The 21920-nt window shown below is 37.8% G+C and carries 20 protein-coding genes and 1 pseudogene; 17 read left to right on the top strand and 4 right to left on the bottom strand.

Going from position 1 to position 21920, the window contains the following annotated elements:
* The first annotated feature begins 621 nt into the window (after positions 1-621).
* The 14 genes and pseudogenes from NMK50_RS00385 (at position 622) to NMK50_RS00450 (ending at position 12825) form a co-directional block, all read left to right on the top strand.
* Positions 622-1926, top strand: a complete 1305-nt coding sequence (locus NMK50_RS00385) for a Ppx/GppA phosphatase family protein (protein WP_254770441.1) — start codon at positions 622-624, stop codon at positions 1924-1926.
* Positions 1927-1958: 32 nt separating this feature from the next.
* A complete protein-coding gene (locus NMK50_RS00390) occupies positions 1959-2687 on the top strand; it encodes an RlmE family RNA methyltransferase (RefSeq protein WP_254770442.1) in 729 nt (242 codons plus the stop codon).
* A gap of 173 nt (positions 2688-2860) precedes the next feature.
* Positions 2861-3883 (top strand): GTPase ObgE, encoded by a 1023-nt coding sequence (gene obgE, locus NMK50_RS00395; protein ID WP_254770443.1) that lies wholly within the window; start codon positions 2861-2863, stop codon positions 3881-3883.
* Positions 3883-5028 carry a glutamate 5-kinase gene (gene proB, locus NMK50_RS00400; RefSeq protein WP_254770444.1) on the top strand — a complete coding sequence of 382 codons (1146 nt, stop codon included), beginning with the start codon at positions 3883-3885 and terminating at the stop codon, positions 5026-5028. Before obgE ends, proB begins: the two co-directional genes overlap by 1 nt.
* A gap of 49 nt (positions 5029-5077) precedes the next feature.
* Positions 5078-6334, top strand: a complete 1257-nt coding sequence (locus NMK50_RS00405) for a glutamate-5-semialdehyde dehydrogenase (protein ID WP_254770445.1) — start codon at positions 5078-5080, stop codon at positions 6332-6334.
* A gap of 29 nt (positions 6335-6363) precedes the next feature.
* Positions 6364-6957, top strand: a complete 594-nt coding sequence (locus tag NMK50_RS00410) for a nicotinate-nucleotide adenylyltransferase (RefSeq protein WP_254771248.1) — start codon at positions 6364-6366, stop codon at positions 6955-6957.
* Between the two features lie 41 nt (positions 6958-6998).
* Positions 6999-7442 carry a ribosome silencing factor gene (gene rsfS / locus NMK50_RS00415; protein ID WP_254770446.1) on the top strand — a complete coding sequence of 148 codons (444 nt, stop codon included), beginning with the start codon at positions 6999-7001 and terminating at the stop codon, positions 7440-7442.
* 1 nt (position 7443) lies between these two features.
* A complete protein-coding gene (gene rlmH / locus NMK50_RS00420; RefSeq protein WP_254770447.1) occupies positions 7444-7926 on the top strand; it encodes a 23S rRNA (pseudouridine(1915)-N(3))-methyltransferase RlmH in 483 nt (160 codons plus the stop codon).
* Between the two features lie 96 nt (positions 7927-8022).
* Positions 8023-9306: pseudogene (locus tag NMK50_RS00425) on the top strand (murein hydrolase activator EnvC family protein).
* Positions 9296-10606 (top strand): S41 family peptidase, encoded by a 1311-nt coding sequence (locus NMK50_RS00430; RefSeq protein ID WP_254770448.1) that lies wholly within the window; start codon positions 9296-9298, stop codon positions 10604-10606. The pseudogene NMK50_RS00425 and the gene NMK50_RS00430 overlap by 11 nt, the downstream one beginning before the upstream one ends.
* Positions 10607-10637: 31 nt before the next feature.
* On the top strand, positions 10638-11162 hold the full coding sequence (locus NMK50_RS00435) for an RNA pyrophosphohydrolase (protein ID WP_254770449.1): 525 nt from the start codon (positions 10638-10640) through the stop codon (positions 11160-11162).
* A 110-nt stretch (positions 11163-11272) separates the two neighbouring features.
* Positions 11273-11833: an invasion associated locus B family protein gene (locus NMK50_RS00440; RefSeq protein WP_254770450.1), complete on the top strand. Its 561-nt coding sequence runs from the start codon at positions 11273-11275 to the stop codon at positions 11831-11833.
* Between the two features lie 353 nt (positions 11834-12186).
* Entirely contained in the window at positions 12187-12480 is a 294-nt protein-coding gene (locus tag NMK50_RS00445; protein ID WP_254770451.1) for a YggT family protein, read from the top strand.
* Between the two features lie 24 nt (positions 12481-12504).
* Complete coding sequence (locus NMK50_RS00450; RefSeq protein WP_254770452.1) at positions 12505-12825, top strand: DUF167 domain-containing protein; 321 nt, start codon at positions 12505-12507, stop codon at positions 12823-12825.
* A 40-nt stretch (positions 12826-12865) separates the two neighbouring features.
* Here the strand turns inward: NMK50_RS00450 and ppa are convergent, their stop codons facing one another.
* From ppa to mgtE, 3 genes are all read right to left on the bottom strand, one after another.
* Entirely contained in the window at positions 12866-13396 is a 531-nt protein-coding gene (gene ppa / locus NMK50_RS00455; protein WP_254770453.1) for an inorganic diphosphatase, read from the bottom strand.
* A 66-nt stretch (positions 13397-13462) separates the two neighbouring features.
* The gene (gene typA, locus NMK50_RS00460; RefSeq protein WP_254770454.1) at positions 13463-15289 is read right to left on the bottom strand and encodes a translational GTPase TypA; all 1827 of its coding nucleotides are present in this window, start codon (positions 15287-15289) and stop codon (positions 13463-13465) included.
* 855 nt (positions 15290-16144) lie between these two features.
* The gene (gene mgtE, locus NMK50_RS00465; protein WP_254770455.1) at positions 16145-17521 is read right to left on the bottom strand and encodes a magnesium transporter; all 1377 of its coding nucleotides are present in this window, start codon (positions 17519-17521) and stop codon (positions 16145-16147) included.
* Between the two features lie 346 nt (positions 17522-17867).
* On the opposite strand from mgtE, the gene NMK50_RS00470 reads away from it, so the two are divergent.
* The 3 genes from NMK50_RS00470 (at position 17868) to NMK50_RS00480 (ending at position 20819) form a co-directional block, all read left to right on the top strand.
* The gene (locus tag NMK50_RS00470) at positions 17868-19892 is read left to right on the top strand and encodes a M3 family metallopeptidase (RefSeq protein ID WP_254770456.1); all 2025 of its coding nucleotides are present in this window, start codon (positions 17868-17870) and stop codon (positions 19890-19892) included.
* Positions 19893-20216: 324 nt separating this feature from the next.
* Positions 20217-20474 carry a hypothetical protein gene (locus NMK50_RS00475; RefSeq protein ID WP_254770457.1) on the top strand — a complete coding sequence of 86 codons (258 nt, stop codon included), beginning with the start codon at positions 20217-20219 and terminating at the stop codon, positions 20472-20474.
* 24 nt (positions 20475-20498) lie between these two features.
* Positions 20499-20819 carry a hypothetical protein gene (locus tag NMK50_RS00480; RefSeq protein WP_254770458.1) on the top strand — a complete coding sequence of 107 codons (321 nt, stop codon included), beginning with the start codon at positions 20499-20501 and terminating at the stop codon, positions 20817-20819.
* Positions 20820-20849: 30 nt separating this feature from the next.
* Here NMK50_RS00480 and NMK50_RS00485 read toward each other — a convergent pair whose 3' ends face one another.
* Positions 20850-21905 carry an SGNH/GDSL hydrolase family protein gene (locus NMK50_RS00485; protein ID WP_254770459.1) on the bottom strand — a complete coding sequence of 352 codons (1056 nt, stop codon included), beginning with the start codon at positions 21903-21905 and terminating at the stop codon, positions 20850-20852.
* Between the last annotated feature and the right edge of the window lie 15 nt (positions 21906-21920).

Genomic DNA, 21920 nt, shown 5'->3' on the forward strand with positions numbered 1-21920 from the left:
TGTAAAAAATTCATACCAATTTAGTGCTGATAAAGAAAAATAACCCGCTTCTCTTTTTATAAAAAATAAAAGGAAATACTCTAACGCACTCTTCACTGCTATTTGTCTAAAATCTTATTGCGAAAAAGTGTTTAGTCTCCTTTGATATCAATAACGTTCAATGAAAATATTGTCATACTTTTTATGGTTATGGGGTTTGATGATTGCGATACTAAGAGTTTAATCACTCTGTAAAATGCAATTACAGTATTATTATATCGTGAATATAAAAGAGCAATGATAATCAAACATGCTTTAAGGGCACAGATTTACCTTTTTACAATAGAGATATATCTCGATGGGAGTGATTAAAAAGAGGTTAGTCACTTACAAAAATGAGTATAAACGTCAATGATGAATTTATAGTTTCAAACTTTATAAAGAGAAAGTCGATTTTGTAGAAACAGCCGAAAAGTATTCAGAAAGCTAAGTGACACGAGTGTAAACAATTCTGATGAGAGAAAAGTAAGGAATGTTTTCTTGATATTTGTAATTTAATGCCGCATTGTTACTTTATTTAGTTATAAAAATAAAGAGTTTTGCGTTTATTAATTGGGGAAAAGCGCTCAAGGGATAAGGAAAATGGCCCCATTAGATTATGATTCAAAAGAATCAAAGCAAGGAAGAGCGTATAATATCAGAGCCAAGAAATTATATGATTATAGCGTTGGTCATCAAAATAATCATTCTGCCTTGTTACAGATAGGAAGAGATTCTCTTTCCGGTGATATAAAGCACAAACAACGAAAGAGGTGTCGTCAACAGAAACTTATTCAATCGGATACAACTTTTGAATTTAATAGTCGAGCAATTGTAGATGTTAAAAAAGCGAAAGGCTCAAAAACGCCTTTTCATCCACAGTTTTCTCAATTGAAATCTCCACCTCTTTATGCAGCACTTGATTTGGGAACGAATAATTGTCGTCTTCTTATCGCATCTCCCAGTAAACCTGGGTATTTTCGTGTTGTTGATGCTTTTTCACGTATTGTACGATTAGGAGAAGGCTTAGTAAATAACGGTTTTCTTAATACGCAAGCAATGGATCGTACGATTGAAGCATTAAAGATTTGTCATTTCAAGCTAAAACAGAGGCGTATTAAACGTTATCGTTTAGTTGCAACGGAAGCTTGCCGTTTGGCAAAAAATGGGAAATATTTTATTCAACGTGTTTTGGATGAAACTGGTCTTGAATTAGAGATTGTTGATCAGGAAACCGAAGCACGTTTTGCTGTTTCAGGTTGTGGTACGCTTGTTGAGCCGAACACCGATGCAATTGTGCTTTTTGATATTGGAGGAGGATCATCAGAAATTGTACTCCTTGATGTTTCCAAAAAGCGTTCTTTACGTTTAACGGAACAGATTACGGCATGGACTTCTCTTCCTGTTGGTGTTGTCACACTTGCTGAGCGCTTTGGAGGAAGTGCTATTAGTTTAGATGATTTTGAACAGATGAAAAGTTATGTGCGAAATTTGTTAAATAATTTTTCAGAACGTCATCAATTGGGGACTCTCGCTCAAGGATCAAAGTTTCATCTTTTGGGAACTTCTGGAACAATTACAACTTTAGCAGGAATGCACCTTAATTTAGAACGCTATGATCGAAGACGAGTTGATGGTATCTGGATGAATGATGCAGACATTACACTTATGATGAAACGTGTATTGTCATGGGACATAAAAAAACGTGCAACTAATCCTTGTATTGGACGCGAAAGAGCAGATTTAATTTTGGCTGGTTGTGCAATTTTAGATGTTATTCGAGAAGTTTGGCCCAGTCGACGATTAAGAGTTGCTGATCGTGGTTTGAGAGAAGGAATCTTGATAGAGTTGATGTTACGCGATGGTGTATGGTGTCGATATAGGAAGGGAAAACGTTTCAGACGTTAGCAGTTATTAAAAGACGGAGACAATGAATAACGATGAAAAAAACGATAAAAACACCAGCAGGCGGATACGGTGGAGCAGGATCACATGAATTATATCAACGTGTAAAGAAGAAAGCAGGAACCATTAAAGCGTCGTCACGGCGGTGGTTAGAGAGGCATCTAAATGATCCTTATGTTCATCAGTCGAAAGTGGATGGTTATCGGTCGCGTGCGGCTTATAAATTAATTGAAATTAATGAGCGCTATAAGTTTCTCAAAAAAGGTCAAAAGATTATTGACTTAGGTGCTGCTCCGGGAGGATGGTGTCAGGTCGCTGTACGTGTAATCGGTTCCAGTGATAAAAAAGCAAGTGTTGTGGGCATTGATTATTTGCCTGTTGATCCATTACCTGGAGTTGTGATGTTGCAAATGGATTTTTTGCATGCAGATGCACCGCAGAAATTAACTGATGCCTTAGGGACAAAGCCGGATGTGGTACTTTCTGATATGGCAGCACCAACAACAGGTCATCGTCAGACTGATCATTTAAGGACGATACACTTGTGTGAAGTCGCTGCTGATTTTGCTCTTTCAGTTCTTAAGCCTGGAGGACATTTTTTAGCAAAAGCCTTTCAAGGTGGAGCGGAAAACACCCTTCTCACGACATTAAAACAGAATTTTAAAACAGTTCATCATGTCAAACCACCGGCAAGCCGATCAGAATCCGTAGAGCTTTACCTTTTAGCTTTAAATTTTAAGAGCAAAACAGAAGTGCAACAATAGCTGTTTTTTTTCAGAAGATTGAAGTGTATTGATATATTAAGAATGTAAGGGTATTTGCGAATAGTTGTTGATGACATTATGGGCATTTTTTCTGTTGTCAATAATGAAAGACTGGTAAAACTGGTACGTTACCTATAGAGGTAAAGGGATTGATTCCTCAGTGAGTATTTCCAATGAAATTTCTTGATCAAGCTAAAGTCTATATTTGTTCTGGTAATGGGGGGGCAGGGGCAGTCTCCTTTCGTCGTGAAAAATTTATTGAATTTGGCGGTCCTGATGGAGGGAATGGAGGACGCGGTGGTGATGTTTGGGCTGTTGTTGTTGATGGCCTCAACACGCTGATCGATTATCGCTATCAGCAGCATTTTAGAGCAAAAACAGGAGGACATGGTAAGGGACGTAATATGTCGGGTGAAAAGGGTGGTGATATCATTCTTAGAGTACCGGTTGGGACACAAATTTTTGAAGAAGATAATGAAACGCTAATCTGTGATTTAACACAAGTGGGACAACGTTACCGTCTTGCAAAAGGAGGGAACGGTGGTTTTGGGAATCTTCATTTTACGACCTCTACGAATCGGGCACCTCGTCGTGCAAATCCAGGTTTAGCTGGTGAAGAGCGCACATTGTGGCTTCGTTTGAAGTTAATTGCTGATGGTGGAATTGTTGGTTTGCCGAATGCTGGAAAGTCAACTTTTTTAGCATCAGTAACAGCTGCAAAACCAAAAATTGCCAATTATCCTTTTACCACCCTCCACCCTCATCTTGGTGTTGCATGCATTGATGCGCGTGAATTTGTTTTAGCTGATATTCCTGGTCTCATTGAAGGGGCCCATGAAGGTGTAGGAATTGGAGACCGTTTTTTAGGGCATGTCGAACGCTGTGGTGTTTTACTCCATTTGGTTTCTGCTCAAGAAGAAGATGTGGCAAAAGCGTACCAGATTGTGCGTAAGGAATTAGAGGCATATGGGAATAACTTAAGTGATAAGACAGAAGTTATAGCTTTAAGTCAGATAGATACTCTTACTATTGAAGAGCGAAAAGCCAAACAAGAGATTTTGCAAAAGGTAACGGGTAAATCTGTGATGATGTTTTCTGCGGTCAGTCGTGAAGGTTTAGAAAATGTTCTCCGTGCTGTCGCACATATTATTGAAATGGCGCGCAAAAAGGATGATGACAGAGAAGAGCAGGATTGATGAAGAGGGCAGTTGGATTGCAAAAACTTGCGCACTATAAACGCATTGTGATCAAAGTTGGATCTGCGCTTTTGGTTGATCCTCAGACAGGTTTACGGGCTGAATGGCTCAATAGTTTGGTAAGTGATGTTGCCAAGTTACGTCAAAAAGGTGTTGAGATTTTATTGGTGTCTTCAGGTGCGATTGCTTTAGGAAGAACATTGCTCCAGCTCCCTAAGGGAGCTTTGAAATTAGAAGAGAGTCAAGCATGTGCTGCTTTGGGACAAATTGAATTATCTAAAACATATGGTGATGCACTTGCTCAGTATGGATTAAAGACGGGTCAAATTTTACTCACTCTCTTCGATACAGAAGAGCGACGACGTTATCTCAATGCACGTGCTACGATTAATGTCCTTTTGCGTTTTGGAGCTGTGCCGGTTATCAATGAGAATGATACTGTAGCAACAAGTGAAATTCGTTATGGTGATAATGATCGTTTAGCGGCACGGGTAGCAACAATGATGGGTTCAGATCTTTTGATACTTTTATCAGATATTGATGGCCTTTATACGAAATCTCCCCATCGTGATCCCACGGCTGAATTTATACCTTTTGTTGCATCAATCACGAGTGATATCGAAAAAATGGCAGATGGAGCTGCTTCAGAGCTTTCTCGTGGGGGAATGAAAACCAAATTAGATGCTGGGAAAATAGCAAATTCTGCTGGAACGGCAATGGTTATTACTTCAGGTAAGCGTATGAATCCTCTTTCGGCACTTGATAGGGGGGAGCGCAGAAGTTTTTTTGCTGCGAGTGAAAAGCCTGTTAATGCTTGGAAAATTTGGATTTCTGGTCATTTAGATCCATCTGGTATTTTAACGATTGATAAGGGAGCAGTTAAGGCTCTTAAATCGGGAAAATCATTATTAGCAGCAGGAGTTATTGCTGTTGAAGGAAAATTCAATCGCGGAGATACGGTTGCGATTGTTGATATAAATGGAGTTGAGATTGCTCGTGGGCTTGTAAGTTATGGCAAAGATGAAGTTGTCCGCATTATGGGGTGTAAAAGCGAAGAAATCGCATTGCTTCTTGGATATGAAGCGCGCTCTGCTATGGTACATCGTAATGATATGGTCTTACGCTGCTTGACCGATTCTGCTTAAAAAAGTTATCTTTTACTTTGTTTATTGTTTTTGCAAAATGGATGACACTATGGCTTTAAAAGAACAAATGAAAGACATGGGGCAAAAAGCGCGCCATGCTGCGGCGGCACTAGCTATTATGTCTTCTGAACAAAAGAACAATGCTTTAGAAATGATAGCTTTAAGTTTAGAGGATCAAACAGCTGAAATCTTACGGGCTAATCGTCAAGATTTAGCGAACGCTGTTCAGAATAATTTAAATGCAGCCATGATTGATCGGCTCAAGTTAGATGAATTGCGTTTGGATGCAATCATAAAGAGTGTGCGTCAAATTGCTTCTTTACCTGATCCAGTTGGACAGGTGATGAGTGAATGGACACGTCCAAATGGGCTTCATATTAGCCGTGTCCGTACACCTCTTGGTGTCATTGGCATCATTTATGAAAGCCGACCAAATGTTACAGTGGATGCAAGCGCTTTATGTTTAAAGGCTGGAAATGCTGCAATTTTACGTGGTGGGTCGGATAGTTTTCATTCCGCTTATGCGTTCCATTGTGCATTGGTGAGAGGATTGGAAAAAGCTAATTTTCCTAAAGATGCGATTCAAATGGTAGGGACGACAGATCGGAATGCTGTTGGAGAAATGCTTAAAGGGTTGGATGGTATGATTGATGTTATTATACCTCGTGGCGGAAAAAGCCTCGTTGCACGGGTACAGTCTGATGCACGTGTTCCAACCTTTGCCCATTTAGAAGGGCTCTGTCATATCTACATTGATCAATCAGCAGATTTAGATATGGCGTGTAAGATTGTTATAAATGCAAAGTTGCGCAGAACCGGTATATGTGGCGCTGTTGAGACACTTCTCATTGATCGCCAAGCATTAAAAAAGTTTCTTCCTGTTCTCATTGTTTTACAAGAGAAGGGGTGTGAAATTCGTGCAACAGAGGATATTGTTTCTTTCATACCAGATGTTAAATTAGCCTCAGAGGAAGATTGGTCGCACGAATATCTTGATGCAATTCTTTCTGTCAAAACAGTTCAAGGTATTGAAGGAGCCATTGCGCACATTCAACGTTATTCCTCGGGGCACACAGAATCGATTATTGCTGAGGATATGAGGGTGGTAAAAATATTTTTTAATCGTTTGGATTCAGCTATTTTACTTCATAATGCATCTACACAATTTTCTGATGGAGGTGAATTTGGTTTTGGAGCAGAAATTGGTATTGCAACAGGAAAAATGCATGCGCGTGGTCCAATAGGTGTTGAGCAGCTGACATCATTTCAGTACCATATTAAAGGAAATGGACAGGTTAGGCCTTGAAAAATCCATTTTTTCCTTGGAAAGATCGTATGCCACATGTTGAAAAGTCCAATATTGTTGGTCTTTTTGGTGGGTCTTTTAATCCACCCCATGCTGGTCATCTTCTTGTTGCAAAAAGCGCAATTCGGCGTTTACATCTTGATCAATTATGGTGGATGGTAACTCCAGGAAACCCCTTAAAGGATTGTACACATTTACCTTCTTTAGATGAGAGAATGCGGCTCAGTATTAAACTCGTTGATCATCCGAAGATTCGTGTAACGGGTTTTGAACAGGCAATAGGTAGTAAAGTATCAATAGATACGATTTCTCATATTCTCACACATTGTCGTGGAGTCCATTTTGTGTGGGTGATGGGTGCAGATAGTTTTGCAACGATACATCATTGGTATCGATGGCGTGCTATTGTATCGATGCTTCCTATTGCGATTGTTGATCGTCCTTTTGCGCATATGTCAGCATTCTCTTCTCCTATGGCACATATTTACCGTTCTTTTCGTGTAGATGAGAGAGAAAGTATACGATTACCTTTTATGAAACCACCGGCTTGGACTTATTTACATGGTCCTTTATCTTTTCAGTCTTCAACGAATCTTCGTTTAAAGGAGAATAATTTTTCTTGAATATTTTGTAAGATTCTGCTTCTCTTTTCTCTATGTTTTAAATGATAAGAAAGGATATTGGCCTGAAAAACATTTCACAAAAATACTCTTACAGTATTGCATCTGCTACAGAAAAAAGAATTTTTTCTGTGAGTGATGGTCTTGAAATTATTCTCAAAAGTTTAGAGGATACAAAAGCAGAAGATATCGTTTCCATAGATATTCGGGGTAAATCATCTTTGGCTGATTACATGGTTATAGCTTCAGCGCATTCACAACGCCATGTTACTGCTATTGCTGATCATTTGTTATGTACTTGGAAAGACAGCGGATACGGTCTTGTAAGTGTAGAAGGGTTAGCGACGGGTGATTGGATATTGATTGATACAGGTGATATCATCGTTCATCTTTTTCGTCCAGAAATTCGTCTCTTTTATAATTTAGAAAAAATGTGGCTTGCTCCTGATGTAAACAATACAAAATCGGTTCTCTTTGGAGATCATTAACATGCAAATTTCTATTTTTGCTGTTGGCCGCATGAAGATGGGTGCAGAACACACATTGTTTCACCATTATTTGGATCGTTTTTCTAAAAGTTCTGGAACTTTGGGATTTCATTTCAAAAAATTACAAGAGATATCAGAAAGTCGTGCGCAAACAGCATGTCAGCGTATGGAAGAGGAGGGAAGAAAGCTTATCGGATTTTTGCCTGACAAGTGTCGGTTAATCGTGTTGGATGAACGTGGAAAGTCGATTTCATCATCTACTTTTGCTGAAAAGTTAGAATTTTATCGTGATGAAGGTATCCGTGATTTGATAATTGCTTTAGGGGGACCAGATGGGCATAATGAACAGATAAGAAGCCGTGCTGACTTTCTTTTGTCTTTTGGTTTTATGACATGGCCGCATCAAATTGCACGTATACTTCTTGCCGAACAGCTTTATCGTGCTGTAACGATCGCCAGTAACCACCCTTATCATCGTGTTTAATATTTTTAGACAATTTTTAGCACTTATTTGTGTATTTATTAATATTGTTTTAGTTGACGTCATTTAAAGCATCACTCATTTATGTGATGATGCTTAATGGTTGGGCAAATGGAACGGCTTCTTCATAGAAAGATGCAACATTTATATGAAGAATTTATGCTATTTTTCGTGTTGTTCTTGAGTATAGTTTTTTGTTTTTCTGTATCACATGCTGAAGGTACAGTAAGGAGTGTAGAAGAAGTACACAAAGCGTTAGCAGAGATTCACCAAAATATTTCACTTTCGCGTGAGCGGGTTGCTTTCCTTGAGCGTCAAGTTGAAGGTTTAAAAAAAGATCAACGTACTTTAAGTGATGCACTTATAAAGGTTGCTAAAGAAGAACGTGCAGTAGCAAATGATATTGCTGAAAGAGAAGAAAAGCTAAAAAAATGATAAAAAAGCGGGTGCAAGTTCAACAAAATCTAAAAAATCGACGTGCTGAATTTGCGGAAGTTCTTGCCATTTTAGAACGTATGGGGTTAAATCCCGCTCCTGCTCTTTTAGTGCGACCTGAAGATGTATTAACTTCTGTCCGTAGTTCTGTTTTATTAGGGGCTGTTGTCCCTCAAATGCAAGAGAAAACACGCGCTTTAACAGAAAGTCTGAAGGAGTTGACCAATTTAACCAATTCAATTACCATGGAGTATACAGCGTTAAAGGCTAAAATGCAAAAGCAAGCAGAACAGAAAAAGCATTTAGAGCTTTTATTAGGGAAAAAAGCTAAATTACAACAAAGATCAGAAGAAGAGCTTACAGAGCAACAACAAAAGAACATTGTACTTGCTAAACAAGCGCGCTCTTTAGAGGAGTTAATTTTAGAGCTTGATCGTCAATCAAAACTGAGTTTTGATGCATCAATACAGGTACAGAAAAATTTACAATTGTTAGAGCAGTCGAATTTTGAAAGTCGAAAAGGTTCTTTATTTTTGCCTGTTTTAGGAAAAAGAGTGCGGCATTCGCATAATAGTTCGCAGATGACGCGCTTTGGTGAAGTGATTGAAACAGAAGCATCCGCTGTTGTTATATCTCCTGCTGATGCTCTTGTTGCTTTTGCTGGGCCATTTCGTTCTTATGGACAATTAATTATTCTCAATGTTGGCAATGGTTATCATATCATTCTTATTGGGGTGTCGAAAATCAACGTAAGTCAGGGACAGTTTGTTCTTGCCGGTGAACCACTTGGAACGATGGGGATGCAATTTGTTGCGAACAGTGTTGCATTGGATATAGGAAAAACTGCTCCAATGCTTTACATTGAGTTTCGAAAGCAGGGGAAGCCTGTGAATCCGACTCCTTGGTGGCGGACTGAAAAAAACGAGAAGGAACCAAAATGATTCGTAAAGTTGTTCTTTTGGTCGCTGGGGTATTGCTCGGCGCATGTTCAATGATAATGGTGCAGTCTGTTGCTGCCAATAATGAAAATGATGTTTATAAAGAGCTGGCTCTATTTGGCGATATTTTTGAACGCGTCCGTATGCAATATGTGACGGTTCCAGATGATAAAAAGCTTATTGAAAATGCTGTCAATGGGATGCTCACATCACTTGATCCCCATTCATCTTATATGAATGCGCAAGAAGCTAAGGAGATGCGGGATTCTACGAAGGGAGAATTCGGAGGTCTTGGTATTGAAGTTACCATGGAGAAAGGCTTAATTAAAGTTGTTTCTCCAATGGATGATACACCTGCTTCAAAAGCGGGTATTTTAGCAGGGGATCTCATTTCAAAAATTGATGGTGTAGAGACGAATGGTCAAACATTGAGTGAAGCTGTTAATAAGATGCGGGGAGCTCCTAGAACACCAATTATGTTGACAGTTATTCGTTCTGGTGTTGATAAGCCTCTCGAAATTAAGGTTGTTCGTGATATCATCAAAATAAAAGCGGTAAAATATCGCGTTGAGGGTGATATTGGATATGTAAGAATTATTCAGTTTTCCGAGCAGACCTTTGGCAATCTTCAGGCCGCAATTAAAGATATTCAGTCTAAAATTCCTCAAGATAAGTTGAAGGGATATGTTCTTGATTTACGGCTTAATCCTGGTGGTCTTTTAGATCAAGCTGTGAGTGTTTCGAGTGCCTTTCTCAATAAAGGTGAAATTGTCTCGACCCGTGGGCGGAAGAAAAGTGATGTGACGAGATTTGATGCTAAGCCAGGAGATATCATCAATGAAAAGCCTCTCATCGTACTCATTAACGGTGGTTCGGCAAGTGCTTCTGAAATTGTTGCAGGCGCACTACAAGATCATCGTCGTGCTACGATTTTAGGGACGCAATCTTTTGGCAAGGGATCTGTTCAAACGATTATCCCCTTAGGTGAAAATGGTGCCTTGCGCTTAACAACTGCGCTTTATTACACACCGTCTGGTACTTCAATTCAAGGGACTGGAATTACACCTGATATTATTGTAGAGCAACCGCTTCCTGAAAAATATAAAGGCTACGATGTAAAAATTGGTGAATCGACATTAAAAGGGCATATCAAAGGGAAGCGAGAAAGTAAGAAAGGATCTGGTTCAGCTGCTTTTGTTCCACAAGACCCTAAAGATGATGTTCAATTGCATGAAGCTTATAAGTTGTTACGGGGTGAAATGGCGCATGCAGCATTTCCACCAGATCCCAATAAGGATATTTTAAAGTGAGAAAGGGAGTATACAGTTTGAGGATTATTGCATGAATAATGCAGAGGTTAATTTGAATGCCCTTCCTTATCGCAGATGCGTTGGAATTGCTGTCTTTAATCATGCAGGTAAAGTTTGGGTTGGGCGTCGTTTAATGACGTCCGATCATCCTATTACCGAAATGTCTCATCGTTGGCAGCTTCCTCAAGGAGGAATTGATGAGAATGAAGAGCCATTAGATGCAGCATGTCGTGAACTTTACGAAGAAACGGGTATTCGATCTATAAAGTTGATTAAGGAAGCAAAAGATTGGTTTACTTATGATTTTCCACAAGAACTTATTGGATGCAAATTAAGCAATAAATATCGAGGACAGATACAAAAATGGTTTGCTTTTCAATTTACGGGAGATCTTTCTGAAATCGCGACTAATCCTCCGCCGAATGGTCATAAAGCGGAATTCGACCAGTGGAAATGGATTGATCTAGAAACTCTTCCTTCGATTGTTATTTCTTTTAAAAAGCATGTTTATAGGAAAGTTGTTAATGAATTTCGAGGTAGCCTCAAACGATTATAAAAGCTATACAATTGTAGAAAGCTCTTTTTTATTAAGATGTTTTTATATATGTGTAATTATTAAAAGATAATGAGTATGTTTCTCTTTTATGTAAAGAACTGGAATATAAAATGAAAAAGTTATTGAATTTACTTATATTTTTTACTCTCTTGAGTATTTCTTCTGTAGCATTTGCATCAGATTCAAAACCTGCTGCAACCAAACCCGCAGCAGCTACATTACCAAACGGTGCCTCTTCTTTGTCTGAAACTTTCGGCTTGTGGACTGTTAATTGTGTTATACAAGAGGGAAAAAAGATTTGTTTTATGTACCGCCAAGAAGTAAATGATCAGGGCCGTGTTGTTGTGACTATGAATGTCCTTCTTAATGCTGATGGTGTAGTATCTGGCAATCTAACGATTCCTTTTGGTGTTTTAGTCTCTAAGCCTGTTCGCTTACAAGTTGATGAGGGAAAGGCTGTGATCGAAACCAGTGTTCGGACGTGTACATCAGCAGGTTGCATTGTTCCAATAGTTTTTGATAAAAGTCATGTGACAGCTTTACGTGCTGGAAAGCATTTGAAAATGGCTATGACAATTGCCGCTCCAGGTGAACCGCCTTTGAATGATTTATTTGTTCAGTTGAATGGTTTTAGCAATGCCCTTAATCGTTTAATTGCTTTGCAGAAATAATTTTAAAAAATAATAAAGACGACCTTTAAAGGTCGTCTTTAATTTAAGCGTTTTTTGTAAAAGACTTACAGTTAAAATGATGAGATTATTATGTAAGGAGCTTTTAGAGTTTTTTTTAAGATTCTCAGGTTATTCACTGTTTTTTCTGTTTTAATGAGTTCTTTTTTCTCATATTTTTTACGAGGTTTCTCATCATTGTAATAGAGAATAGAGATGAAGAATTTTAGTCTTTAGATTTTCTATTTATGGAAAAAGGAGCATTGAAGTGCAACACCATTGTTCCATAAAGAGATTAATTTTAATGAAAGTTTCTATACGCTCTTTTGTTTCTTTGATAAAAAGAGGAATAAAACATGGTTTATGCCTTGCTTCAAGTGATAGATCTCATTTTCAGTATTTATATAGATATTTTAATCGTAAGTGTCATTTTCTCTTGGTTGTATGTCTTTAATATCATAAATCCACGCAATCGCTTTGTTGTTTTGATAGGAAGCTTTTTATATCGGTTGACAGAGCCAATTCTAAGTCGTATCCGGCAGATTTTACCAAATTTGGGAACAATTGATATTTCACCTATTGTCGTTTTTATCATTATTTATTTTATTCGTACTTTCATGTGGCGTGCTTATGCAGGCATGTATTGGTAAAAATACTGCATGAGGTGCATGAAGATGTTTTATAAAATTGATGATAACCATGGCGTGAGTCTGTTTGTACACCTCACTCCAAAGGCTGCCGTTGATAGAATAATAGGAATTGAATGTAGGGATGACGGAAAGCAATATTTGGTTATACGCCTTCGCGCTGTTCCTGAAGATGGAAAGGCAAATAAAGCTCTCATTCAGTTTTTATCGAAGCAATGGAAAATTCCATCTTCTTGTATTTTCCTCAAAAGTGGAGCAACATCTCGCTACAAGCAGCTTTATTTTTTAACACATTTGGAAAAGTTAAAGAAAGTATGGCGATCTTTAGAAGATGATCTTACAAAGTAAAAAAGCCCATTTAAAAAATAGGCTTTATTTTTTGTAGTGGTTAGATTTTTTTGTTGCGCTCAATCGCTTGCTTAATGAGTTCACGGGAAAAATTTTTATCCCGCCAACCTTCTATTTTAGCCCATTTCCCAGGCTCGAGATCTTTATAATGTTCAAAGAAGTGTTCAATTTGCTTAAGAGTGATTTCAGGAAGATCTGTATAGTCATGAATGTTGATATAGCGTTTTGTTAATTTTGGGGTAGGAACAGCAATAATTTTTTCATCTTTGCCACCATCATCTTCCATTATGAGGGCACCGATAGGGCAAACATTAATAACACAACCAGGGATCAGTGGACGGGTATTACAGATAAGCACATCAATAGGATCACCATCATCCGAAAGTGTATGCGGAACAAAGCCATAATTTCCTGGATAAACCATTGATGTATGAAGAAAACGATCAACAAACAATGCTTCTGACTTTTTGTCCATCTCATATTTTATTGGTTGACCACCAAGAGAGACTTCTACAATAACATTGACATCTTCTGGTGGATTTTTACCAACGGGGATTTCTTTAATATTCACGGTAACATCCTTTCTGGAGTGATGAAACTAAATACAATAAAATATTCGACGGAGAAAGCTATAAAATTAGCTTGAAATTGATGCACGTGTTTTTTCAAAACGTTTACGTTCATTGGGATCTAAATAGAGTTTACGTAAACGAATATTTTTAGGCGTTACTTCTACAAGTTCATCATCTTGTATCCAGGCTAGAGCACGTTCTAACGTCATTTTAAGCGGGGGAGTTAATTTTACGGCTTCATCTTTTCCAGACGCACGCATATTGGTCAGCTTTTTTCCTTTTAAAACATTTACTTCTAAATCGTTATCACGTGAGTGTATACCAATAATCATGCCTTGATAGACTTTAACACCAGCATCGATCACCATAGGTCCGCGATCTTCAAGATTAAAGAGAGCATAAGCGACAGATTCACCGTTATCATTTGAAATCATAACACCATTAACGCGACCGCTAATATCTCCTTTATAAGGCTCATAGGCGTGGAAAAGGCGATTCATAATGGCTGTACCACGTGTATCAGTTAAAAGCTCGGATTGATAACCAATGAGTCCTCGCGTTGGTGCATAAAAGACAAGACGGACACGGTTGCCTCCAGAAGGGCGCAATTCAACCATTTCACCTTTACGTTCGGACATTTTTTGCACAACAGTTCCAGAATATTCTTCATCAACATCGATGACAACTTCTTCGATTGGTTCAAGGGTTGTTCCGTTTTCATCTTTTTGCATCACAACGCGTGGCCGTGAAACACTAAGCTCAAATCCTTCACGGCGCATATTTTCAATAAGAACGGCAAGTTGTAATTCTCCTCGTCCTGAAACATAGAAAGAATCTTTATCAGCTGATTCTTCAATTTTAAGGGCGACATTGCCTTCAGCTTCTTTGAACAAACGATCACGGATAACACGGCTTGTTACTTTATCGCCTTCGGTTCCGGCAAGGGGGCTATCATTGACGAGAAAGCTCATAGTAACAGTAGGAGGATCAATTGGTTGAGCGGTGAGAGGTTCATTAACTGTAGGATCACAGAAAGTATCGGCAACGGTACCTTTTTGTAGACCGGCAATTGCTACAATATCGCCGGCAACACTTTCTTCAATAGGTTGTCTTTCCAACCCACGAAATGCCAAAATTTTTGAAATACGCCCAGTTTCGAGAAGTTTTCCATCTTGCCCAAGCACTTTAACACTTTGATTGGGTTTTATAGAGCCCGAATGAATGCGCCCTGTAATAATTCGCCCAAGAAAGGGATCTGCCTCAAGAATAGTTCCGATCATACGAAATGGCCCCTCTGCGACATGAGGGGAAGGGACATGGCGGGTGACAAGATCAAACAAAGGAGTAAGTCCTTGATCTTTCGGACCTTCAGGAGTTTCAGCCATCCATCCATCCCGACCCGATCCATAAAGAATGGGAAAATCAAGTTGTTCATCGGTTGCATCAAGAGCAGCAAAAAGATCAAAAACCTCATTGATGACTTCATCAGCGCGTGCATCAGCGCGATCAATTTTATTGATAGCAACAATTGGACGTAAACCTACTTTTAATGCTTTTCCAACGACAAATTTTGTTTGCGGCATTGGACCCTCAGCAGCATCAACAAGCACAATTGCACCGTCAACCATGTTCAAAATACGTTCAACCTCTCCACCAAAATCAGCGTGACCTGGTGTATCAACAATGTTAATTCTGGTATCTTTCCAAATAACAGAGGTGACTTTTGCTAGAATTGTAATTCCGCGTTCTTTTTCGATGTCATTTGAATCCATCATACGTTCGCTGGTACGCTGATTATCACGAAAGTTCCCTGATTGTTTGAGAAGCTCGTCTACAAGTGTTGTTTTGCCATGGTCAACATGGGCAATGATGGCGATATTACGCAATTGCATAAATTTTCTTCTTTTCGTTTAATGAAATCTCATTTGAGGCAACGCCTTTGCGTTCCTTACCTTATTCTTACACAACCTTTTACATGTTTTTTTATAATTTTGGAAGAGGGATAAGAAAAACAATTCAATCAATTACTGTGTCTTACAGTAAAGAATTGAGTGATTATTGATTTCATTATATTTTTTGAAGTGTTATCTTTAGTTTCGGGGATTTTTAATCGATTCTAGAACACGTTTTTAAAGATCTGCAGTTTTATATAAAAGTTTTTTGATGTTCTGTTTATTTGAAGAACTTTTCCAAAAACCTTTGAATGTGTAAGCATTTCAAATGAGGTATGCACTAGAAAACAAATACTGTAATTTGCTCGTTTATAATATCGTTGTTCTTTTCTTATTATGTTGGAATGTTCAATACATAAAATAGTTTCCCATTTTATTATGCATTAAAAAAATATTTATTTTCAGGTTATGAAGAGGGGGAATTTTGTATGAATAAATGAGGTCTGAGAAAGGACGTGATATGCCTTTCATGAACGGTCTTAATGCAAGAGCATTTATAAAATTAGATGTTAGCAAATAGAATTCTAATGTTTATTTTTCTTTATGTTAACTTCGTTTTTTCTTTAGAGAGTACGTTAACATACATTCACTTTACTCTCATTTTTTTGACTCTTCATTGAATATTTTATGTTTCTTCATAAGTGAAGCATTTTAAATAATGAACTATGACAACATTAAAAGAATTTATTTAAAATGTATGGTGCTTTTTTATATTTTAAAAAACAAGGTTTTGTTCACACACTGCTTATAGAGCAAAGATTTTAAGTTGTATGAGGTGTATTTTTGCTTTCCATATTAGAGCAGAGTTCCAGATAAGATAAAGGAAGCAACAGAAAAATAGATCACGATTCCCATGACATCCACTAAAGTTGCGACAAGAGGAGCTGAAGCACTTGCTGGATCAAATCCAAAACGTTTAAGAATAAAGGGAAGCATAGAGCCGGATAAAGAACCAAAGGTGACAATTCCAACTAAAGCTGCACCCACTGTTATAGCAATAAAAATCCAATGTTCACCATAATTGTAAATACCAAGTTCTTGCCAAAGAGCAATACGCATCATTCCAATAAGTCCAAGTAAAAGGCCAAGAGATATCCCAGCTGGAATTTCACGGAGGATAATTTTCCACCAATCTTTGAGTGTGAGCTCACGTAAAGCTAAAGCACGAATAATAAGGGATGTTGCTTGCGAACCCGAGTTTCCTCCCGAACTCATAATGAGAGGGATAAACAGAGTGAGAGTGATGACTTTTTCAAGTTCTGTTTCGAAATATTGCATAGCGCTTGCAGTGAGCATTTCACCAAGAAAAAGTAATGCGAGCCAACCGCCACGTTTTTTCATCATTCCTAGAAAATTGATTTGCATGTAGGGCTTATCAAGAGCTTCCATACCCCCAAATTTATAAGCATCTTCACTCATTTCCTCAACCATTGTATCAAGTACGTCATCGACTGTCACAATACCAATGACATGATTACTATCATCAATAACTGGTACAGAGAGAAGATCATGGCGTTGAAAAAGACGAGCGATGTCTTCATGATGTGTAAAGGGAGATATTGTAATAGGTGTGTCATGTGTAGAGATATTGAGAATTTGATCATCAGGTGAGGCAAGGATAAGGCTACGCAGTGAAACAGCCTTGAGAAGAGTGCCTGTTTTAGGATCGATAACATAGCTCGTGTAAACTGTTTCGCGTGTTCGTTCAACATCACGAATGTAATCCAGAGTTCTTTTTACGGTCCAGTTTGCGGGGATCGCTATAAACTCTGTAGTCATTAGCGCACCCGCTGTATGATCAGGGTAACTGGTTAGTTTTTTTAGTTCAGCGCGCGTTAAAGGTTTGAGCAATGCATAAAGCTTTTTGCAGGTTTCCTGATCCATTTCTTGAAAGACATCTGCGGCAGCATCAGCGGACATACCATCAAGAATTTCAACTGAATGATTCACAGGGAGAAGTTCAAGAATAGCTGCTGGTTGTTCAAGCTCTGGTTTGTCAAACAGTTCAATGGCGTAATCAAGAGGCAAAAGGCTAAGAACAGCTACACGCTGCATGATATCGAGATCATTGATAATATCAATCGAGTCAGCAAAATGAAGATTTTTTAATTTCTCGGCGAGAACTTCAGGTGAAGAATTTTTGAAGTCGAAGGTCGTTTTAATTTCAGTCATAACAAAGTACCTTCCGAAGGATTGGAGAATAATAAATTTATATCATGGATAGGTATACAAAAGTTATGGAAGATTTTAGAAAACCTCCCCAATTGTGGTTATTCAATTGTTAATATTTGAAGAAAAGTCAAGGATAGATTACGGATTATAAACAATTTCATGAATAAGATATATAGAAATTTTCATTTTTTTATCTTCTTATAAGAAAAATAGTCTTGATGTTTGCTTTTAAAAGAGAAATCTGAAAAGCATTTTTGCAACGCACACAATAATTTTAGTATATTATTAATTTGTGTCGTAAAGGTAATTATTATACATCAAACTCATAATGGAGAGAGAAAATATTATGACAAAAGAAGCAGTGTTGGACTGGAAAGGATTTTCAGGGCTTCCTGATTTTTCTTCAATAAGCGATGAAGATTTTAGACCCGCTTTTGAACAGGCTCTTCAAGAAGCAGAACAAGAACTAGAGACAATTGCAACAGTTCAAGAACCAGCGACACTCGAGAGTTTTTTACAACCTTTTGAGCTTTCTGGCAAAGCGCTTGATCGTGTTTGTTCAATCTTTTTCTTGCGTTCGAGTGCAGATAGTAATGCATTGATTCAGAAGTTAGAACAAGAGTTTGTTGTAAAACTTTCTCGCTATTCTTCTAAAATTATGATGGATGCACGAATATTTACGAAAATAGATGCACTATATAAACAGTCACAACAAGGCATGTATGATAGTGAAACAACACGTGTTCTTGAATTATGGTGGAAAAAGTTTGTTTGTAACGGTGCAAGGCTTAATGAAGAGGATAAAAAACGGCTTGTTGAAATTAATGAGAAGCTTGCTTTTTTTAATGCTACTTTTGGTCAGCATGTTTTAAAAGATGAAGCTGAATGGGTTTTATTTCTAGAACAAACAGATTTGTCTGGTTTGCCTGATGATCTTATTGCTTCAATGAAGGAAGTTGCGCGTGAAAGAGGACATGAGGGATCCTATGCATTAACATTGGCACGCTCAATGGTTGATCCTTTTTTAAGATTTTCTCGTCGCCGTGATTTACGTGAAAGAGCATTTCAAGCTTGGTCCAAACGTGGTGAAAATGATAACGAGAATGACAATCGGCCGATTATTTTAGAGATTGTTGCACTTCGTGATGAGAAGGCTAAATTATTAGGATATAAGTCATTTGCAGATTTGAAACTTGATAATACCATGGCAAAAAGTGTTGATGCTGTTATGGATTTGCTCACACCTGTATGGGAGCGTGCAAGAGCTAAAGCTTCTAGTGAACAAATTGAATTGCAAAATTTTGCACATGATCAGGGAAGCAATGAGACTTTAGAAGCTTGGGATTGGCGTTATTACGCTGAAAAACTTCGCACTGAAAAATTCTCTTTCGATGGATCTGAAATTAAATGTTATTTTCAGCTTGATCGTATCATTAAAGCAGCTTTTGGGGTAGCAGAAAAGCTCTTTGGTATTACATTTGAAGAAAAGAATGCTATTACGCTTTGGCATCCTGATGCACGTTTGTGGGAAGTAAGGCAATCTGATGGAAGCCTGCTAGGGCATTTTATCGGTGATTATTTTGCACGCTCTTCAAAAAGATCTGGTGCATGGATGAGTAGTTTACAATCGCAACATAAATTGGATGGCGAACAAAAACCTATTATCTATAATGTTTGTAATTTTGCTAAGCCACCCAAAGAAGAGATTGCACTTTTATCGCTTGATGATGCGCGTACATTGTTTCATGAATTTGGTCATGCATTACATGGTTTGCTTTCTAATGTGACATGGCCATCTGTAGCTGGAACATCTGTTTCGCGTGATTTTGTTGAACTTCCTTCTCAACTTTATGAACATTGGTTAACCGTACCAGAGATTTTAAAATCGTATGCTACGCATGTAAAAACAGGGCTTCCTATGCCACAAACATTGATGGATAAAGTCTTATCTGCACAGAAATTTAATGCTGGTTTTGCTGCGGTTGAATTTACCTCATCGGCTCTCGTGGATATGGCTTTTCATCAGGGAAAAACAGTAACCAATCCAACACTATTTGAACGCCAAGAATTAGAAAAGTTACAAATGCCCAAAACAATTATCATGCGTCATCGTCCTGCACATTTTACGCATATATTTTCAGGAGATGGTTATGCCGCTGGTTACTATTCTTATATGTGGTCGGAAGTCCTTGATGCTGATGCTTTTCAAGCTTTTGAAGAAACAGGGAATGTTTTTGATTCAGAACTTTCTGATCGCTTAAAGCGTTTTATCTATTCTGCTGGGGGAAGTCATGATCCAGAGGAACTCTATAAAGCGTTTCGGGGACGGTTGCCATCACCAGAAGCCATGATAAAAAAACGTGGATTGTAAGAAATAACATATTGATTTTAAAGATAATTTATCGTTTTCCATGTTGAATAGGAGACACAGTATCCTAAGTTCTATCATTTCAATCCTGCTGATTTTAAATCAATCATAACTATCTCTTTGCACATTACAAGTGGGATTATCGTGTGGTAAAAACCTGTGAGGAAAGGCATAAAAATGCTTTTAATGAATCGTTTAAATGTAAGGGCTGTCGCAACATTGGTGGTTAGTAAAGAGAATAATGGTACAGGCTTGTTTCTTGATAATTGTAAAGATGGTGGTGCTCAATAAATTTATCAGTATACCATTTATAGGTGGTGGTGTGAAATGGGGTTGAGTGTTTTAAGAAAGGTTGATTTCTTTAAAAAAGCCGGTGAATATGTAGCACAATGGTATTTTGGTTTGTATGCGGGTTATGTGACTCCATCATTAACGAACGTGACAAATAAAAGCGTGAGGCAATTTGCGTATCTCTATTATCTAAAAGACATTGCTGTGGACACTTTTGGAAGTCGTAAAGCTGAACTAAAAATGATGCTAAAGATGGATGTTGGTTTTCTTTTAAAACTTCATATCTTCTCTTAATGAAGTTGTCTCGCCATTTCAGAAATGACACTAACAGATATACGCAATACGCTTGCACCCATTTGGCATACAAAAGCTAGGACAGCTAAAAAAGTACTAAATCGCCTTAATCTTTTTCTTAAACATGTTGCTACTTTAGGATTGGATGTTGATTTACAAGCAACAGAAAAAGTACGTGCGTTTTTAGGGAAACAAAGGCATAAAACCATTAAGAGTCCACCAATGGATGAGAAGGGGAGAATGGTATGGTGCGAGGTCATACCGTTGTTGTGTTCTTTCCTGCGGTTGAATTTTATGCAAAGTGCTACTCCATTACGGGTATATAAACACAATCTTCATTTGTAGAGAAAATGAAGATTGTGTGTTTTAAAGATATTAGGGAAAAGAAAAATTATCAGCGCGGTCTTTTTGATGACCATTTGCCGGAAGCCATGACTTTTTTATAAAGTTTTGATCTATTTTATTGAGTAATCCAGTATTTTGTTGTGCCATGTCATGAAGGCTTATTGGAGCTTGATGTTCAATATTCTGTATTTCTTGCGGAATATTTGACGTGTTGATATTGATCAAAAGTGAATTTTTATGAGCAAGTGTATGAAAATTTAAAATATTTTCCAATTTTTTTTCTATATAAGAAGCAAGTTTTCTCTTTCCTTCAAAGGTAAAACCGATACCATCGTGGGTGCGTAATCTTACGACTTTTCCATTTATATCATAACCTGAAAAAGAAAATTGCCCTTTTTCATCAATAAAACCATCCCAAACATCGATAAAATATCCTCCAGCCCTTTCTGTTTCTTGCTTGTAGAGCTCATTGAGAATTTTCATTTTTTGTGTCAAATTCTCATCTCCAAAAGCAGGTTGTCCCATCCATATCCATGGTTTTCCTGAAGTATGAAGGACTTCAGCAATTTCAAAAACTCTTTGCTTGTAGAGACTGAACCATTCTGCCTGCATTGTACTGAATATGCCATGAGACGTTGTTATTGATTGATTATCATTGGCACCAATCACCACGATAATGGCGTCAGGTCTATCATTCTCGATGAATTTGGAAATATTATTTTTCCAAGTGGTTTGATCGGTGCGGACCAAACCAGAATTTGATATTGTATGATTTACGACGATAAGATCATCCTTATCCATAAAAAGCTTTTTAAGCGCTTTAGCAACAGCAGAAGCGACAAAGTCCCCTATGACGAGAATACGTTTTGCATTTTCTTCTTTTCGCTTTTGTATTATAATCCTTTTTTGTGGTTTGTATCTCTTTTGTTCTATAATTTGTGGATGTTGTTGTGGTTTCTCTTGTTTGTTATGTTCTAACAACCACTTAAAAAAATTTGTCGCTTGACTTGGAGAGGGTTGTATAACACTCACAAAAAAGAGAGAGAAAAACAGGCAGATTAAATATATTTGGCGTAAATAAAACAATCACTTTACCCCAAA

Source organism: Bartonella harrusi (assembly GCF_024297065.1).
GTDB classification, from domain to species: domain Bacteria; phylum Pseudomonadota; class Alphaproteobacteria; order Rhizobiales; family Rhizobiaceae; genus Bartonella; species Bartonella harrusi.

Excerpts from the sequence above, each read along its gene's own strand:
- mgtE (WP_254770455.1), bottom strand. The coding sequence starts at position 17,521 with ATGACTGAAATTAAAACGACCTTCGACTTCAAAAATTCTTCACCTGAA.
- rsfS (WP_254770446.1), top strand. The coding sequence starts at position 6,999 with ATGATAAGAAAGGATATTGGCCTGAAAAACATTTCACAAAAATACTCT.
- NMK50_RS00405 (WP_254770445.1), top strand. The coding sequence starts at position 5,078 with ATGGCTTTAAAAGAACAAATGAAAGACATGGGGCAAAAAGCGCGCCAT.
- obgE (WP_254770443.1), top strand. The coding sequence starts at position 2,861 with ATGAAATTTCTTGATCAAGCTAAAGTCTATATTTGTTCTGGTAATGGG.
- NMK50_RS00480 (WP_254770458.1), top strand. The coding sequence starts at position 20,499 with ATGACACTAACAGATATACGCAATACGCTTGCACCCATTTGGCATACA.
- proB (WP_254770444.1), top strand. The coding sequence starts at position 3,883 with ATGAAGAGGGCAGTTGGATTGCAAAAACTTGCGCACTATAAACGCATT.
- NMK50_RS00445 (WP_254770451.1), top strand. The coding sequence starts at position 12,187 with ATGGTTTATGCCTTGCTTCAAGTGATAGATCTCATTTTCAGTATTTAT.
- NMK50_RS00390 (WP_254770442.1), top strand. The coding sequence starts at position 1,959 with ATGAAAAAAACGATAAAAACACCAGCAGGCGGATACGGTGGAGCAGGA.
- typA (WP_254770454.1), bottom strand. The coding sequence starts at position 15,289 with ATGCAATTGCGTAATATCGCCATCATTGCCCATGTTGACCATGGCAAA.
- NMK50_RS00450 (WP_254770452.1), top strand. The coding sequence starts at position 12,505 with ATGTTTTATAAAATTGATGATAACCATGGCGTGAGTCTGTTTGTACAC.
- NMK50_RS00410 (WP_254771248.1), top strand. The coding sequence starts at position 6,364 with ATGCCACATGTTGAAAAGTCCAATATTGTTGGTCTTTTTGGTGGGTCT.
- NMK50_RS00470 (WP_254770456.1), top strand. The coding sequence starts at position 17,868 with ATGACAAAAGAAGCAGTGTTGGACTGGAAAGGATTTTCAGGGCTTCCT.
- NMK50_RS00440 (WP_254770450.1), top strand. The coding sequence starts at position 11,273 with ATGAAAAAGTTATTGAATTTACTTATATTTTTTACTCTCTTGAGTATT.
- NMK50_RS00435 (WP_254770449.1), top strand. The coding sequence starts at position 10,638 with ATGAATAATGCAGAGGTTAATTTGAATGCCCTTCCTTATCGCAGATGC.
- NMK50_RS00475 (WP_254770457.1), top strand. The coding sequence starts at position 20,217 with ATGGGGTTGAGTGTTTTAAGAAAGGTTGATTTCTTTAAAAAAGCCGGT.
- NMK50_RS00385 (WP_254770441.1), top strand. The coding sequence starts at position 622 with ATGGCCCCATTAGATTATGATTCAAAAGAATCAAAGCAAGGAAGAGCG.
- rlmH (WP_254770447.1), top strand. The coding sequence starts at position 7,444 with ATGCAAATTTCTATTTTTGCTGTTGGCCGCATGAAGATGGGTGCAGAA.
- NMK50_RS00430 (WP_254770448.1), top strand. The coding sequence starts at position 9,296 with ATGATTCGTAAAGTTGTTCTTTTGGTCGCTGGGGTATTGCTCGGCGCA.